15 protein-coding genes, 4 pseudogenes and 1 other annotated feature are annotated in these 15084 nt (G+C 63.9%); of the genes and pseudogenes, 13 read left to right on the top strand and 6 right to left on the bottom strand.

The features are described 5' to 3' along the window. Window positions 1-162 precede the first annotated feature (162 nt). From NI18_RS15640 to NI18_RS15600, 7 genes and pseudogenes are all read left to right on the top strand, one after another. Window positions 163-360 carry a hypothetical protein gene (locus NI18_RS15640; RefSeq protein WP_037531252.1) on the top strand — a complete coding sequence of 66 codons (198 nt, stop codon included), beginning with the start codon at window positions 163-165 and terminating at the stop codon, window positions 358-360. Beyond that, window positions 357-1817, top strand: a complete 1461-nt coding sequence (locus tag NI18_RS15635; RefSeq protein WP_128082258.1) for a hypothetical protein — start codon at window positions 357-359, stop codon at window positions 1815-1817. The genes NI18_RS15640 and NI18_RS15635 overlap by 4 nt, the downstream gene beginning before the upstream one ends. After that, the gene (locus NI18_RS15630; protein ID WP_037531248.1) at window positions 1811-2092 is read left to right on the top strand and encodes a hypothetical protein; all 282 of its coding nucleotides are present in this window, start codon (window positions 1811-1813) and stop codon (window positions 2090-2092) included. Before NI18_RS15635 ends, NI18_RS15630 begins: the two co-directional genes overlap by 7 nt. A gap of 25 nt (window positions 2093-2117) precedes the next feature. Further along, complete coding sequence (locus tag NI18_RS15625; protein ID WP_128082257.1) at window positions 2118-2570, top strand: hypothetical protein; 453 nt, start codon at window positions 2118-2120, stop codon at window positions 2568-2570. Between the two features lie 136 nt (window positions 2571-2706). Beyond that, entirely contained in the window at window positions 2707-2880 is a 174-nt protein-coding gene (locus NI18_RS24495) for an SRPBCC family protein (RefSeq protein ID WP_157840554.1), read from the top strand. Window positions 2881-2947: 67 nt separating this feature from the next. Beyond that, a pseudogene (locus tag NI18_RS15615) lies at window positions 2948-3568 on the top strand (integrase core domain-containing protein); the annotation flags it as partial. Between the two features lie 1165 nt (window positions 3569-4733). Next, window positions 4734-5962, top strand: a protein-coding gene (locus NI18_RS15600) for an IS3 family transposase (protein ID WP_128082255.1) whose coding sequence is annotated in 2 segments (ribosomal slippage) — window positions 4734-5022 and window positions 5022-5962 — 1230 coding nt in all. Because the reading frame shifts where the segments join, the coding sequence is not laid out codon by codon here. Continuing rightward, window positions 5015-5131, top strand: a sequence feature (AL1L pseudoknot). Its footprint overlaps the gene before it by 117 nt. A gap of 39 nt (window positions 5963-6001) precedes the next feature. On the opposite strand, the pseudogene NI18_RS24490 reads toward NI18_RS15600, so the two are convergent. Beyond that, window positions 6002-6085, bottom strand: a pseudogene (locus tag NI18_RS24490) (IS5/IS1182 family transposase); the annotation flags it as partial. A 73-nt stretch (window positions 6086-6158) separates the two neighbouring features. Here NI18_RS24490 and NI18_RS15595 point away from each other — a divergent pair. Beyond that, complete coding sequence (locus NI18_RS15595; protein WP_037531241.1) at window positions 6159-7184, top strand: IS110 family transposase; 1026 nt, start codon at window positions 6159-6161, stop codon at window positions 7182-7184. Window positions 7185-7390: 206 nt separating this feature from the next. Here NI18_RS15595 and NI18_RS15590 read toward each other — a convergent pair whose 3' ends face one another. Both NI18_RS15590 and NI18_RS15585 read right to left on the bottom strand, forming a co-directional pair. Further along, window positions 7391-7768 (bottom strand): IS5 family transposase, encoded by a 378-nt coding sequence (locus tag NI18_RS15590; protein WP_037531239.1) that lies wholly within the window; start codon window positions 7766-7768, stop codon window positions 7391-7393. A 437-nt stretch (window positions 7769-8205) separates the two neighbouring features. After that, complete coding sequence (locus NI18_RS15585; RefSeq protein WP_306286456.1) at window positions 8206-9249, bottom strand: site-specific integrase; 1044 nt, start codon at window positions 9247-9249, stop codon at window positions 8206-8208. Between the two features lie 312 nt (window positions 9250-9561). Here NI18_RS15585 and NI18_RS15580 point away from each other — a divergent pair, with 312 nt between their 5' ends. The 5 genes and pseudogenes from NI18_RS15580 to NI18_RS15560 all read left to right on the top strand — a co-directional run bounded on the left by NI18_RS15580 (window position 9562) and on the right by NI18_RS15560 (window position 12221). Continuing rightward, window positions 9562-9804 (top strand): AbrB/MazE/SpoVT family DNA-binding domain-containing protein, encoded by a 243-nt coding sequence (locus NI18_RS15580; RefSeq protein WP_037531235.1) that lies wholly within the window; start codon window positions 9562-9564, stop codon window positions 9802-9804. Next, the gene (locus NI18_RS15575) at window positions 9801-10190 is read left to right on the top strand and encodes a type II toxin-antitoxin system VapC family toxin (protein WP_037531234.1); all 390 of its coding nucleotides are present in this window, start codon (window positions 9801-9803) and stop codon (window positions 10188-10190) included. Before NI18_RS15580 ends, NI18_RS15575 begins: the two co-directional genes overlap by 4 nt. 110 nt (window positions 10191-10300) lie before the next feature. Further along, window positions 10301-10660, top strand: a complete 360-nt coding sequence (locus NI18_RS15570; protein WP_037531230.1) for a hypothetical protein — start codon at window positions 10301-10303, stop codon at window positions 10658-10660. A 352-nt stretch (window positions 10661-11012) separates the two neighbouring features. Next, window positions 11013-11946: pseudogene (locus NI18_RS15565) on the top strand (IS5 family transposase). A 23-nt stretch (window positions 11947-11969) separates the two neighbouring features. After that, window positions 11970-12221 (top strand): hypothetical protein, encoded by a 252-nt coding sequence (locus tag NI18_RS15560; RefSeq protein WP_037531227.1) that lies wholly within the window; start codon window positions 11970-11972, stop codon window positions 12219-12221. Window positions 12222-12236: 15 nt separating this feature from the next. On the opposite strand, the gene NI18_RS15555 is transcribed toward NI18_RS15560, so the two are convergent. The 3 genes and pseudogenes from NI18_RS15555 to NI18_RS25165 all read right to left on the bottom strand — a co-directional run. Beyond that, the gene (locus NI18_RS15555) at window positions 12237-13553 is read right to left on the bottom strand and encodes an MFS transporter (RefSeq protein WP_037531224.1); all 1317 of its coding nucleotides are present in this window, start codon (window positions 13551-13553) and stop codon (window positions 12237-12239) included. Further along, entirely contained in the window at window positions 13550-14443 is an 894-nt protein-coding gene (locus NI18_RS15550) for an ROK family protein (protein ID WP_037531221.1), read from the bottom strand. The genes NI18_RS15555 and NI18_RS15550 overlap by 4 nt, the downstream gene beginning before the upstream one ends. A 37-nt stretch (window positions 14444-14480) precedes the next feature. Continuing rightward, a pseudogene (locus NI18_RS25165) lies at window positions 14481-15084 on the bottom strand (hypothetical protein); the annotation flags it as partial.

Here is a 15084-nt window from a genome sequence, read left to right as displayed (position 1 = left end):
ATGAGGCGAACAACGCGCGAGAGGCGGTGAAGCCGATGCTCCCGGGCAGCGACGAGGCAGATCCGGCCCGCCGCCATACCGCTCTGTTGGAAGTGCTCGACCGCATTGATCTCGACATCGTGCGCATAAAGATAGGGGTTCAATCGGCACCGGCGGGGGGAGTTGGAGGGGCTGCTGAAGAATGCGGGGCAACTGGTCGATCACCGAGCGGCGCTGCTGGCCGAACTAGCGACGCTGGAATCCGAGATCATGGCGCGCCGCCACCGCGAACTGGAGCGGTTGCGCGACGACTGGGTGAGCGAGATCGAGCGCCAGCAGGCGGCCGGACATCTGCCGACGGATGACGAGGTGCGCGCGTGACGGAGTGGGAGGCCCTGATCGCCAGGACGAGCCTACGGCGCGGGCTGGCAGGGCGGCCGGATATACTCGCCACTCCCGGGCATGAGGAAGACCCTGATGCCGTACGGCAGCGCCTGTCGCAGATGCTCGCCGGCGTTGATCTCGAGCGGCCGGAGATAGCCGCGCCGGCCGGTGAGCCTGTCGTGAAGACACCCCGGTTGCCCGCCGGGGTACGGATGGCGCGGCTGGCGTTCAGCGCAAGCGTTCAGGCGCTGAGCGCCACGGGGGACCCGGCGGTCCCGACCGGGCTTTTCCGTCTTCCCGGTGACAGGGGGGCGGTTATCGGGTTTCTGGCCGGGCGGGCGGGGCTTGGCGACCCCTCAGGATCGACAGTGCCAGACGAAAACGTGGAGGCGGCGCTCGCCCGGTTTTACGGCTTTCGCATCGGCGATGTCGCGGACGATCTGCTGGCGCTGCGCGAGAGCGATCAGCCGACCTATGTACTGCTCCTCAGCCTCGAGTTCCAGCTGGCGCTGGACCGGCGCCCGACGCTCGCCGCGGCCCATCCCCGCTACCCGCGGCTGCAACGAGGGTTGCTCGATGCCCTGCTCATCCTGGCGGAACTGGAACGCCTGCGCACGATCCTCGGCAGGCTTGCCGAGCGATTGTCCGGCAGCAGCCGAAACGGTGCGGTTAATAAGCCTCTCAACAGCACCGCGCTGGTGCGGCTCCTGACCGGCAAGGCGGGCGCGCTCGATGGTCTCAGCGACGAGATCGTCGCTCACCTGCGCGACGCGTTGTTCCACGTCGAGACCTTGCTCTGGTCCGTCGATCTCGGCCCTGCCAGCATCGATCCGGAACACCCGCTGCTGACACTGCTCACCGATGGAGACGCGGTGCGTGACGCGTTGCGCCACCCGGAGGGGCGTTCTGGTCTTGCCGGAAGACTGCGCGGGGCCCGTCACATGCGGCCCGACAGGGCGGGCAAGATCATGCCGGTTGATGCCGTCCTCTTCATGGGAATGAACCTCCTCGACACCGCGACGGTCGGCCTGATCGAGATCGGTCTGGGCGTAGCGGACATCGGCAACGGACGGACCCCAGTCGCAGACCGGATCACGCCCGAGGCGGCATTCTGGCGGCTGTTCCTGACGCTGCTGCGCGAGGTCGATGCCAGCCTTGCCGATCGGGCGATCAGAAGCTCGCAAAGGGGGCCGGCAAAGTCTCTTCGGAACGACCCCGTCGATTCCGAATTCGGCGAAGCGCGCATCAAGCGAGTTACCAACCCAGAGGCCTCATCCACGTCTACCTGCCGCCGGCCAGTGAGGCCGGCGGTGCCGGGCGGTTCGTTCCTGATCATTGGCTTGAAGGGGATCGGCACCGGCCGTTTTGGACCAGAATCGTGCGAGGCTATCGACAGGGTGCCTATGGCGGTCTGTTCGATGCGCTTCCAGCCGAATGGAAGCCTGCCATGCTAGCCCGCGTTTCAGCTCTGCGCCGCACTCTTCGCGCGATACAGGCGAAGGTCGTTGCCGATGGCGACTTTGATGAGAATTTGACCGTCGATGTGCTGGCTGCGCTGTTCGCCGCGATGATGCCGCTGACCAGCCATCCGCTGCTGCTTCAGGTGCTCCGCAAGCACGCGCAATCCAGGCGTGGCGACTGGCTGGCAGAACGCCTCGCGGTCTACCGGGATCTGGGTAAAGAACCTGAAGGATGGCGTCGGGAAACAACGACGGCGAAGAGGAAGTAAAATGACGAAGGCATCCGCCGGCCGCATGGCGGCGCGACATCTCTCGCGGCCGCTGGCGGCGTTACTGTCGTCGGTAGGACTGGCTGTCGAGGATGTCGACGACGCGATCTCCGGGCAAATCGCGCGCGGCCTGGCGCCGTTGCTACGGCCGGGTCACCCGCACATCCGCAAGCTGGCTGATGCGACAGGTCTCAACGTCATGTCGGTAGCCCGGCGCTATCACCGTCTGTTGGTCGAGATCGAGCAGAAGTCTCAGCAGGGCATTTGGTGGATCTACCGGGAGCATAATCGCGCGACCGCAGACTTCATGTGCAGCGGCGTCGTGCCTGACACGGCAGCGGTCGCACTCGGAGGTCGGCCTTTGCGGGATCTCGCCGATCCGCCATTCGAGATTGATACGGCACTGATCAAAACTGCTTTGGTTGTCGAGGGCGGTGCGATGTCGGTCACTGTCACACCAATCTGGATCGACCTCTAGCTAGAACAGCGCGCCATCTGCACTTCGCCTGCCGCCGTGATTATGCAGCTCGACGGTGTCGCCCCGCGGGTCGACATCCTTGTCCCCGAAGCAGAAGCGCCGTGGACGGGTCATCACGCACGCTACGCGGAACATAGTGAAGCGCTTCGGCGCGATCGCCGACTGGCACCCCGCCATCGCCGAGAGCCGGATCGACGGCGACGTGCCTGATGGCACGCCCGGCTGCGCCCGCGTCCTGCGGCTCGCCGATGGCGGGACCCTGCGCGAACGCCTGCTGGCATTCGACGACACCAACCGCAGCCTCACCTAGCGCTTCGACGCGGCGCAGCTGCCGGTCGACGACTATCACCTCACCGTGGCGCTAGCGCCGATCACCGGCGAAACGCGTCTACCGCGTCATGAAGGTGCACGGGCTGCTGCTACAGCGAGACGGCGAACGCCGCGAGGAACAACGTCACGACGGCCGGGTCGCCGTCGACCTCCGCAACCCCCGCTGATGCTCCGACGGGTTGGAGATCGCTTGCGACATTGGTGAGAAGGTGCGTGTCGCCTTCGCGCTCGACTGTTGCGACTGCGAGGCGATGGGCCACGTGGCGACGACAGGCGGCATCACCGCCGAGGACGTCCAGGACCTGATGGTCGCCACGGAGCATCGCTACGGACAGGTGAACCGCGTGCACGAACCGATCGAGTGGCTCACCCATAACGGCAGCTGCTACACCGCTCGCAACACACGTGCGTTCGCCCGGGGCATCGGGCTGATCCCGCGCACGACCCCGGTCAGCAGTCCTCAATCGCATGGCATGGCCGAGGCGTTCGCTCACACTCTCAAGCGCGATTATGTCCGTGTGAACCCCAGGCCGAATGCGCAGAGCGTCATCGACCAACTGCCCGGCTGGTTCGCACACTATAACGAGGTGCATCCGCACCGCGCTTTGCGCTATCGATCACCCCGCGAGTTCATCGCGCAAACCTGCGAGGCCCTGTCAGGCCTTTAGGGGGCAACAACAGTCAGAACCTCCGCCTCGCCCTCACCTAGTTGCGACCCGAGTGTGCAATCGACTGAGGACCAATGGCCACAAGCTTGGAATTCGCTGCATTTAGCAGGCGTCTCGCCGGCACTTTGGCGCTTACTGAGTAAGCCCTACTTTGCCGCTTCTTCGGCACCACGGTCCGCTTGCTCTTTGACGCTGCGGATGTTGCCCGGCCGCGGATAACTTCGCGCGTTTTCCAAATGCCCGTGGCGGGGCGGGTCGTAGAGTTGCCGAGTGCCATCCTGGCAGGAGTGCTGTTGACACGCACGGTGTTGTAGTCCGCCTGCCATGCCTCGCTGATTCGTCCCGCCGTCGCCAGCGAGCAGGTGTTCGCTCAAACCCCCGGCGCGCAAAAGAGAATTGGACAATTTCATGAATTCATTCGTCGGTAGGTCAGTAATGCGCAGGAGGCTCTATATCTATGATGAGATCGAGAAGTTCACGGCGTACTTGATCAAGTTCGAGTGCCCCCTGGAGGTCTCCGCGCTCAATCTTGGCATCGACTTCGCGCTGGGCGACGAACGCAGCATCCACCCCGTACCGACTAACCATAGTGTGGGCCGCAGAGTGCGCCACAGGGAAGTTCGATCGGTGGGAGGCATTCATGCTGCACCTCATTGATAATCATCATCAATGCACAAGCGCTCGACGAATTTCTTCAAGACGATTGTTGATACAACCTTATGGTAAAGAAGGTGTTAATGGCCACACGCGCTAGTTCGATCAAGCGAAAGCGCCCCGCGTGGCTGTGCGAAAAAACATGGCGAGGCGCTAAAAAGGTACGCGGTACTGAAGGCCATAGCCTCGGTTTTTGGCTACACGCTTGATAGCTGAATATTCGTAAAGCACCCCGCCCGCTTGTGTGACTCGCTTGATGTCGCGAGCGGGATGCCGAGCTCTCACTGTCTTGGGTCAGCGAGCTCTTAGGTCTGCCTCGCAGAGAGCCGTCTACGTCGCAAGCGCATTTCAGAACTGCAATCTCGCGGTGATACAGGCCGTTTTTAACTCGAGCAAGAATTGCCACGTTGCTGCCTGCGCAGACCTGCCCGCCCCAAACGCCGATCCGTGGGTCTGAATGAAGCGTCCCGGATTTCCTGGAGGCTCCCACTTGTGAGTAGGAGCATCGAGAATGAGCAAGACGACAAACAAGTTTTCGCCTGAGGTCCGCGAGCGGGCTGTTCGGATGGTGAGCGAGCACCGGGCGGATCACCGTTCGGAATGGGATGCGCTGGTGTCGATCGCGGGCAAGATCGGCTGCACGGCGGAGACGCTGCGGCGTTGGTGCCGCGACGATGCTGGCCGGCGTGCGGGGCCAGCAGCGCTGGCAGATGATGACCGTGCCAGATTGAAGCTGCTCGAGCGAGAAGTGAAGGAGCTCCACCGGGCCAACGAGATCCTCAGGAAGGCGTCGGCATATTTTGCGATGGCGGAGCTCGACCGCCCCGGGCGATGAAGATGGCGTTCATCGACGCGCATCGGGAGGAGTTGGGAATCGAGCCGATCTGCCAGGAACTGGCGGTCGCCCCCTCCTCGTATCATCAACATGCGGCCCGGCGGGCAGATCCGGGCAAACGTTCCGCTCGCGCCCGGCATGACGACGAGCTGAAAGAGCATATCCGGCGTGTCCACGAGGACAGCTTTGGCCTGTACGGTTCGCGCAAGGTATGGCGGCAGCTGCTGCGCGATGGCGTCACCATCGCAAAATGCACGGTCGAGCGGCTGATGAAGGTGATGGGGCTGGCCGGTGTCCGGCGTGGCAAATCCTGCGTCACCACGGTTTCGGATCGCAAGGTCGTATGCCCGCTCGACAAGGTCAATCGGGAATTCAAGGTCCAGCGTCCGAATGCCTTGTGGGTCGTGGACTTTACCTACGTCCACACCTGGGCGGGGTTCGTCTACGTGGCGTTCGTCATCGATGCTTTCGCCCGCCGGATCGTCGGCTGGAAAGTCAGCAGCAGTGCTACCGCCGGCTTCGTGCTGGATGCGCTCGAGCAGGCCATCCATGCCCGTCGTCCTACCGCCGACGATCGTCTCATCCACCACTCGGACAGAGGCTCGCAATACCTCGCCATGAGCTACACCCAGCGCCTGGCGGAGGCAAAGCTGGTGCCGTCGGTCGGCAGCGTCGGAGATTCGTACGACAATGCCCTCGCCGAGACGATCAACGGCCTGTTCAAGGCTGAGGTCATCTGGCGCCAGCGCTCCTGGCCAAGCCTCGCCGCTGTCGAAATGGCGACGTTGCGGTGGGTGGACTGGTTCAACAACCAACGCCTCTTCGGCCCGATCGGCTACGTCACGCCCAGCGAGGCCGAAGCTGAATACTATGCCGCGCAATTGGAAACCGCTATCGCGGCATGACTCAAACCAAACTGCCTCCGGGAAATCCGGGACGCTTCACCCACCGGCATCGGCGATGCAGTGAATCTTACAGCCGAACCCGCCCCGCGAGCGGCCAAGAGCCTGTCGATGAGTCCCCCCTTTATGGATGGCTCGCCCCTTATCCGAATCGTTGTCATCCTACGACAGCAGGTCGTTTGAGGAAGGAGCGAAGGTCATGGACGTATCGGTTCTGGGAATTGATCTAGGCAAGAACAGCTGCAGCGTGGTTGGGCTGGATGCGACCGGCAAGGTCGTCGTCCGCCGACGGATGCGCCGCGACACGGTCATCACATACGCCGCAGGTCTGCCGGCTTGCGTCGTGGCGATGGAGGCCTGCTGCGGAGCTCATCACATGGGACGGGCGCTGGCACGACAAGGCCATGCCGTTCGGCTGATGTCGCCGGAATATGTCCGTCCATACGTTAAGGCGCAGAAGAACGACGACCGCGACGCTGAGGCGATCGCGGAAGCGGCAACACGGCCGACCATGCGGTTCGTCGAGTTGAAAACCGAGGAACAACTCGACATGCAAACGCTGCATCACATCCGTGACCAGCTTGTCGGTGATCGCACCTCGTTGATGAACCAGATCAGAAGTCTTCTTCTGGAGCGCGGCTACATAGTCCCGCAAGGACGCGCAAAGCTTGCCGTCCGGCTGGGTGAGATGCTCGATGGTGACGAGCCAGTGCTGGGCTCTCGTATCCACCGGCTCGTCAGTGATATGCGTCTGCGCTGGATTGCCCTTGATGACCGGATCGCAGATCTCAATGCCGAGTTTACCGAGGCTGCCCGCTCGGATGAGCGAACGCGGCGCCTCCTGACTATTCCTGGTATCGGCGCGCTGAACGCGACGGCGCTGGTAGCTGCAGTTGGCGACGCTCGAACATTCGGACGGGGCAGGGATCTTGCCGCGTGGCTTGGGCTCGTGCCGCGTCAAGCAACGACCGGGGGTAAACCGCGATTACTCGGCATTACCAAGCGCGGAAGCCGCTATCTGCGGAAAAACCTGATCCAGGGTGCCCGGGCATCACTACCGACGATGAGCAAGAGCGACACACGACTTGGCGCCTGGCTACGCGGCCTTTTGTCGCGTTCCCATCACAACACCGTCGTGGTGGCGCTAGCGGCCAAGATGGCGCGCATCGTCTGGGCGCTGCTGCGTCATGAGCGTACTTACGATCCAGCCGCACAAGCGGCGTGAACGAGATCAGCCGATGCACCTTGCACCGGCTGGATGATGTCTGCGGGAGGTAAGTGAAAGATGGCCTGACAGTCGACCGGTGACCTGGAACCCTATGGCTTAAAATGGCACTCGATGCCGGCCCCTTTATGAGGACCAGGACGCGCGGATCTCCATCTTGGCCAACGACCTCGCGTCGAAAGGCCGGATACGTTTTCGCAGACTGCTCAGAACATCAGACACAAACCGCTTGCCGACGGGGCGAGCCATACGTTTACCCCCGCTGCCGAAACGTGAGCGCGGATGGTGGTACTATCGATGCTGTAGTGGCCGGTGTCCGCCATCATCTCGGCCAGGGTGATCGACACGATCTCCCAAGTGCCGGCCTCGCTCCAGCGCCGGAACCGCCGGTAGATCGTGTTCCACTTGCCGTACTTCTCCGGCACGTCGCGCCACGGAGCACCGCAACGCAGCCGCCACAAAATGCCGTTCAAAACCGAACGGTTCTCGGTCGGACGCCGTCCGCGACCACGCATCGATGGCTCGATCGGCAACAGATCTTTCAAGACCCGCCACTCTGCTTCGCTCAGATCGCCCCGGCTCAATCACGCCTCCAAAAGGAAGCCTTGAATCAACCGCCCGATCCAGCGTCAACCAATTCGTCCACGCCGCCTAGAATGGCTCGGACTTAGGTGAGCCAGGTTCCCCCCTGCCCTACTCAGCGACGTTATCTACAAAGTCGACTGATCGGTTGCCCCCGACGCATTTCGGGCATGGAGGCCTCCCTTCTTTATCACCAAGGGGACGCTGCCACCGTAGCCGCGATCCACGGGCTTCCGCGCGGCGACGGCGACATTCCTCCGGCTGAATTAAGGGGTGCCGTCGAACGCCTAGGCGTGCCCGAAAGCACGAGCAGACTGGCGGCTATACTGTGATGTCTCATGGCGACCGCGGTAATTCGCCCCCTCTCATCGCTACAACGTAGCCACTATGAACCAAGTCGATGCTTGGTGTGTACAAGCTGCCTTTGATCGAACGCCGCTCAGGCGAACCCCTCGCCCGCGTGGTTCCGAAAGGCCTCCTGATCGCGCACATACTCGCTGAGCATCTCCAGCGACTTGTGGCGGCTATGCTCCTTCATCTTGAACAAATTGGCACCCTGTCGCCCCGCCTCGGTGAGAAAGCCCGCCCGCAGACTATGTCCCGCAAAGAGCGCTGGATCATAGCCGGCCGCAGCGGCGCGAGCCTTGACGACAAGTGCCACGGTTTGCGGGCTGATCGCATGCGCCGTCACGCGACCGTGCGGCGTCAGCCGCCGAAAGACCGGACCGCCGGTGATCTGCGCCGCCTCCAGCCATGCACGATAATGCCGCACCGGCTCCATGCGCCTCCCATCGAGAATGGCAACGGATTGCCCCCTGCCCTCCTGGTCACCTTTGGACACAGGGATGTGGATGATCAGACCGCGCGGATCCTCAGAAATATACGCGACCTCGATCGCCACCAACTCGGACCGCCGGAAGGCCCCCATCATACCCAGACTGAGCAGCGCCCGATCGCGGTAGTCCTGCAGGGTCGTGCCGGTGATCGTCCGCATCATATCGCGCAGCACATCACCGTCAGCAGGCCGCTTCTTGGCCGGCCGCTCGCCACGCTTGGAATTCCGGATCCCGCGCATGACCTTTTCGAGCGCCGCAGCGCCGGCCTGTGTGGTGGGCGGTTCAAGCTCGGCCGCGCGGTGCGCAAAGACGATCGCCGCCAGGCGCCGGCCGATCGAGGCCTTTGACAAGGCACGGCCTTGGGAAAAGGCGCTGCCGGTCGTCGCGAGTTCGCTCAGGAACGCCGCGACAATGGCGGGTGTTGCGGGCAGCGCGCGGTAGCCGCGCGTGTCGCACCACGTACAAAAGAGCTGCCAGTCGGACCGGTAGGCGCGCAAGGTTGCTGTGGCCGAGGCGCGGGTGATGAAGTCATCGACGCGCGACTGATCGTCGTGGGTGAGATCGGGAAGCCAGGGCTGCAACGCATAGTCATCGGACTGCGGCACGATCGCCTGCCCGTCTGGACGATCGGGACCGTCATCGTCCATCATGACACCGTCACCGGTGATGTCGACGCGGCGGGCATGGCCGAGCCGGACCGCGACGGCGTCGGGCTGATCACCGGTCGTCGCGCCAGGCCGTCCCGGCCCCCTTCGATGTGCGCTCGCCGCATTTTTCCACCCGGTTTCATCGTTTTGACCGTCCGGCGGTAACAGCGAAAGTTGCTAATGGGAATACCATTTATCGCTAGTAGCTATTGTGACGTTCCGCGTCGATCGGGCGCCGAGCGATCCATTTCACTTTCTAACGAAACTGTGGTATTAAAGTCCAGAAATGCTACTTCTGACGGTCAGTGCCACATGACTCTTCAAGTAAACATCACACCTAACGGTCGCATGAGTCTTCCTGTGGGTATCCGTAAGCGGCTGGGGCTTGAAGGTGGTGGTGCGGTGCTCGTTGAAGAAACGTCAGAAGGTGTCATTCTGCGTACGGTCGATCAGGCGGTGGCAAAGGCTCAGGCCATCGCCAAGCGCTTCGCCGATCACCCCGACAGCTCGGTTGATGCCTTCCTGACCGCCCGGCGTTCGGACAGCGGCGAATGAGCAGCGTTGTGCTCGATGCCTCTGCGATCCTCGCGCTTCTCAAAGGTGAGCGCGGTGCCGCCAAGGTCGCCAGCGCCATCGCCGACGCAGCGGTCTGCGCGGTCAATCAAGCTGAGGTAATCAGTCACTTCGTCCATCTCGGCGCACCGCTCGAAGACATCCGCGCCATGCTCGGCGCCCTCCCCTATATAGTGGTGCCCGCCGACGATGCGCTGGCATGGGAGGCTGGCAGCCTGCGATCGGTGACCGCATCCGCCGGGCTGTCGCTGGGCGATCGTTTTTGCCTGGCGCTTGCCAAACGCTTAGGGGCGCCGGGCTACACAGCGGACAAGGCCTGGAAGGATATCTCTGGTGAGGCCGGTGCTAAGGTCGTGGTCATCCGCTAATTACGGCATGCGCATGAGCCATCTCCAAGGCGACCGGAGACAGCGTGACAACTGGATCGCAATGCTCTGAAAGGCCGCGCCATTATAGTTCGCATATAAGGAGTCATCATATGCGACCACTGATCCTGCTATCCGCCTGCTTCCTCGCCTCTGCCTGCGGCGTCGGCGCGAGCGCTCCGACCGTTATCGATGGGAGCAGCGCTGCGACCTTTGATCAGACGCTACGCGCGGCAAAGGCTGACCTTGGCCCGAAAGATCGTCTCAAATTCGAAGCCGCACTCTCAGAATTCAAGGCTCGGACCTTTGCCAAGGCCAACTCTCGGCAGGAGTATCAGCGTCTACTGCGCAAGGGGCTCGACGGTCTGACGGCACCGCGTGTCGTCGATCAGTTTAACCAGGATGTAGACCGGGTTGGCGGCCAAGCCGCGGATGCCGTGTTCGAAGCCAAGCGAGCTTTGAACCGCAAATAGCCGTTGGCTCAGGTCTACGCTGCGATTATCAAACGATGGATCGCAATCCGCCAGACCCATAATGGTGTGCGCGCCGCAACCTTGCCCGATAATTGCGATGTCAAAGACATGGGCAACCTTGATGAATTGAACGGATACTCGACCTCTCCCGATAGGTGAGTCGGCATTTGGCGCTCGGCCATGCGAAACGGTCAGGTTACTCCCGCAGTTGCGCATTAGGACTCGTGTGAAGGTGACGCCGCGACTCCGGCGCCTGCGTGACCCAATTCCAGCCACTCAGCCCACTAAAGGGCTTTGTTGCACAAAGGGCGTTGGGATTCCCTGTGAGGGTCAGGAAGCGTAGGTGGGATGGATGCCAAAACCGACCATGCCGAAGTACCGCACGACGAACTGGAGCGAGTATAACGCAGCGCTGAAGCGCCGCGGGTCGCTGGAGGTCTGGTTTGACCCGGGCATGGATTGGCTGGCAGCCCCCGATTGGTCGTCGAGGTCGGCCGATGCGGTTTTCGGACAGCGCGATCAGGGTTTGCCTGACGCTGAAGATAGTGTTCGGACTGCCGCTACGGCAGGTGACGGGACTGGTTGCCAGCCTGCTGAAGCTGGCAAAGCTGGATTGGCCGGTGCCGGATTACACGACGCTATGCCGTCGGCAGAAGACATTGGCGGTGTCACTTGATGGTCGCGCCAGTACGGGTGGTCTGCATTTGCTGGTCGACAGTACCGGGATCAAGATGATGGGCGAAGGCGAATGGAAGACGCGCAAGCACGGCGCTTCCTACCGTCGCCAGTGGCGTAAGGTTCACCTTGGGATCGACGCCGAAACCCTGGAGATCCGGGCCATCGAGGTCACAACCAATGCGATTGGCGACGCCGCGACACTGCCGGATCTGCTGGCGCAAATCCCGACGGACGAACGGATTACGATCGTCGGGGGTGATGGCGCCTACGACACCAGAAAGTGTCGGGCCGCGATCGCAGCCCGGGGCGCAGACGCGGTCATTCCCGTACGCCGGGGCGGCCAGCCATGGAAGAAGCCGGCGGCCGGCGCCGATGCTCGCAACGAAACGCTACGCGCGATGAAAAGGCTCGGTCGAACAATCTGGAAGAAGTGGAGCGGCTACCATCGCCGCAGCCTGGTCGAGACGAAGATGCACTGCTTCAAGCTGCTCGGCGAGCGCGTCGCATCGCGCACCTTTGATCGTCAGATTACCGAGCTCAAACTCCGTGCCGCAGTTCTCAATCGATTTTCACAAATAGGAACACCGACCACCATCCGCGTTGCATAGATCTCGTCAGTAAAACCATATTTGTGCTTAATTATCTTTGTGCAACAAAGCCCATCAACTGGGGCATCGCCTGGATCGATCCGGGTGAGTTCGTGATCTCGAGCCCGTTGCCGACGCCGATCCTCGACGCGCTGGTCCGCCACATCGATTTCGGCGCGATGCATATCGGCGACCATTGCAGCGTCCCGCCGCGCATCTCGGTATCGACGCTGCAGGGTGCGGCCGCGACGATCGGCGCGGCGCTGATGCCGATCCACGCGACCGCGGTCGGCTGACGCCCGGTCCCGCCGTTACGACGCCGATCGCGTCGCCGTCGCGGGCATCCGGACCCGCATCGTCGCGGCCGCGCCGAGCACCATCAGCGCACCCGACACATACAGGATGTTGCGCGGGTCACCGCCGAGCAGCGACTGGTAGAAAAGCGGGACGGTCAGGCTCTCGATGATCATCGGGATGACGATGAACATGTTGAAGATGCCCATATAGACGCCGTTGCGTTCGGGCGGGATCATGTCGATCAGCATGACGTACGGATTGCCCATCATGCTCGCCCAGCCGATGCCGATGCCGAGCATCGCGACGAACAGCCCCGCCTCGTCGCGGATGCCGGGGATCGCCAGCATGGCGACGCCCGATGCGAGCAGGCAGCCGGCATGCGCCGTCTTCGCACCGAAACGGCGGGCGACCGGCACCAGCGCGATCGCCGCGACGAACGCGACCGCATTGTAGAAGGCGCCGAGCTGGCCGACGGTCAGTACGGTATCGCGGAACGCGACGCTCTTCGCATCGGCCGTGCCGTGCAGCGAGCGCGCGACCGCGAAGGTAATGAACTGCCAATAGGCGAACATCGCATACCATTGGCACAGCATGGCGAGCGCGAGCTGGCGCATCGGCCGGGGCATCTCGACCAGCGCGGTCTTGAGGTCGCGCAGCGTGCCGCCGAGCGTCAGCGGTTCCTTCGCCAGCCGCGCCTTTTCCTCCTCGGGAAGGGGCAGTTCGGGTACGCGCAGGACCGACCAGAGGATCGTCGCGAGCGACAGCACCGCGCCAATCAGGAAGGCGATCCGCGTGATGTCGGGGATGCCGTTGCCGTCAACCGCATCCTTGTTGAAGCCGATCCAGACGAGCAGCGACGGCGCGAGATAGGACAAGGTCTGCGCAAGGCCGGTGAACGCCGACTGGGTCAGGAACCCCGCGGCGCGCTGATCATCGGGCAGCCGGTCGCCGACATAGGCGCGGTAGGGCTCCATCGTCACGTTATTGGCGGCGTCGAGCACCCACAACAGGCTGGCGGCGACCCACAAAGTCGGGCTGTACGGCATGGCGAGCAGGCACAGGCTGCACAGCACCGCGCCGACGAGGAAATAGGGCGTCCGCCGCCCGATCCGGGTCGAGGTCCGGTCGCTCATCGCGCCAATCAGCGGCTGGATCAGCAGCCCGGTCACCGGACCCGCGAGCCAGAGCAGCGGCAGGCTCGCCTCGTCCGCGCCGAGATAGCCGTAGATCGGCGCCATGTTGGCCTGTTGCAGGCCGAACGAGAATTGCAGCCCGAGAAAGCCAAGATTCATCTCGATGAGGCGGATCAGCGACAGACGGGGTTTGGTCATCGACGCGCCCTTTGTGCGAGTGCCAGCGCGCCGAGCAGCCCGGCACGGTCGCCAAGTCCCGGCGCGACGATCAGGGTGGCATAATCGGGGGTGCCGAAATAGCCGTTCGACATCCGCGCGGCGTGATCGCGAACCCGGTCGAGCAGCCCGGGCGTGCCGAGCACGCCGCCGCCGAGCACGATCCGCCGCGGCGACAGCAGCGCCTGCTGCGCGACGACCAGCTGAGCGAGATAATAGGCGACGATGTCATGCGCGGGATGATCGGGGCCGAGCTCCGACAGCGACGCGCCCCAGCGCGCGGCGATCGCGGGTCCGCTCGCCAGCCCTTCGAGGCAGTCGCCGTGAAAGGGGCAGGTGCCGGCGAAGCCGCGGTCGTCGGGATGCCGGCGGGGGAGGATATGGCCCATTTCCGGGTGGCGGCTGCCATGCACCGGGCGTTCCTCGACCAGCGCACCGCCGCCGATGCCGGTGCCGACGGTGACGTACACCGCGATGTCGGCGCCGGTGGCGGCGCCCCACAGGCTCTCGGCAAGGATCGCGCCGTTGACGTCGGTGTCGAACCCGACCGGGCAGTCGAGCGCGCGTGCGAACGGGCCGACCAGGTCGGTGCCGCTCCAGCCCGGCTTGGGCGTGTCGACGATCCGGCCCCAGCCGGGCGACGAGCGATCAAGATCGACGGGGCCGAACGAGGCGATGCCGAGCGCGTCGAATGCGCCCCATTCGGCTTGCGCCGCGGTGAAGAATTCGAGCGCGGCGCCAAGCGTCTCGTCGGGCGTGGTGGTGGGTATGCGTGCGGTCCGGAGGACGGTGTCGGGATCACGCGCGACGCCGAGCACGAACTTGGTGCCCCCCGCCTCGATGCAGCCGAACAGCGGCGGGGCGGCGGTCATGCCGAGGGTCCTGCCCAAAGCACGCTCCAGGGACCGATCATGGCGTCGTCTCCGATGGGGGTATCCGCCACCCGGTCGTGCCGGCCGGCGAGATCGCCGACCCGGACCGCATGGGGCGAGAAGTTGAGGAAGACGCGGTCGCTGCCACAGGCGATGCCGAGCAGCGCGGGCGTCGACGTGGCGATCGTCGCAGGCGCGCCGGCCCCGCCGCTGGCGATGCGCGCGGCGCGGAGCGCCTGATGTCGCCGGAGATCCGCCGGGCGGCGTCGCGGTCGAGCGCGTCCCAGTCCATCACCGGGCGGTGCAGCCAGCGCCCCTCATGCGCGCGATCGGGATCGTCGCGATAGCTGTGGTCGTTGAGCAGCCCGGCCTCGTCGCCCATATAGAGCGTGGCGAGTCCTCCGCTGGCGATCGACAGCGCGTTGAGCAGCGCGATGCGGCGGAACGCATGCTCGCGCTCCTCATCGGTCCGCGCGGCCTCGAGCCCGGCAAGCGACGCCATCGTCCCGTTCGAGCCGTGCAGCACGGAGCCATCGGACTGGAACGGTTCGCCCCGCGCCCAGCTGCCGTCTGCGCCGTCGAGAAACTTTGCCGCGATGGTCAGCCGCGCGACGGGGTCCGGGTCGATCCGAAGGTCGCCG

Origin of the sequence: Sphingomonas sp. Ant20, from assembly GCF_000783375.1 — a bacterium.
Taxonomy (GTDB): domain Bacteria; phylum Pseudomonadota; class Alphaproteobacteria; order Sphingomonadales; family Sphingomonadaceae; genus Sphingomonas; species Sphingomonas aerolata.
The sequence above is the reverse complement of the archived record's forward strand: the minus strand, read 5'-3'. Positions and strand labels throughout refer to the sequence as shown.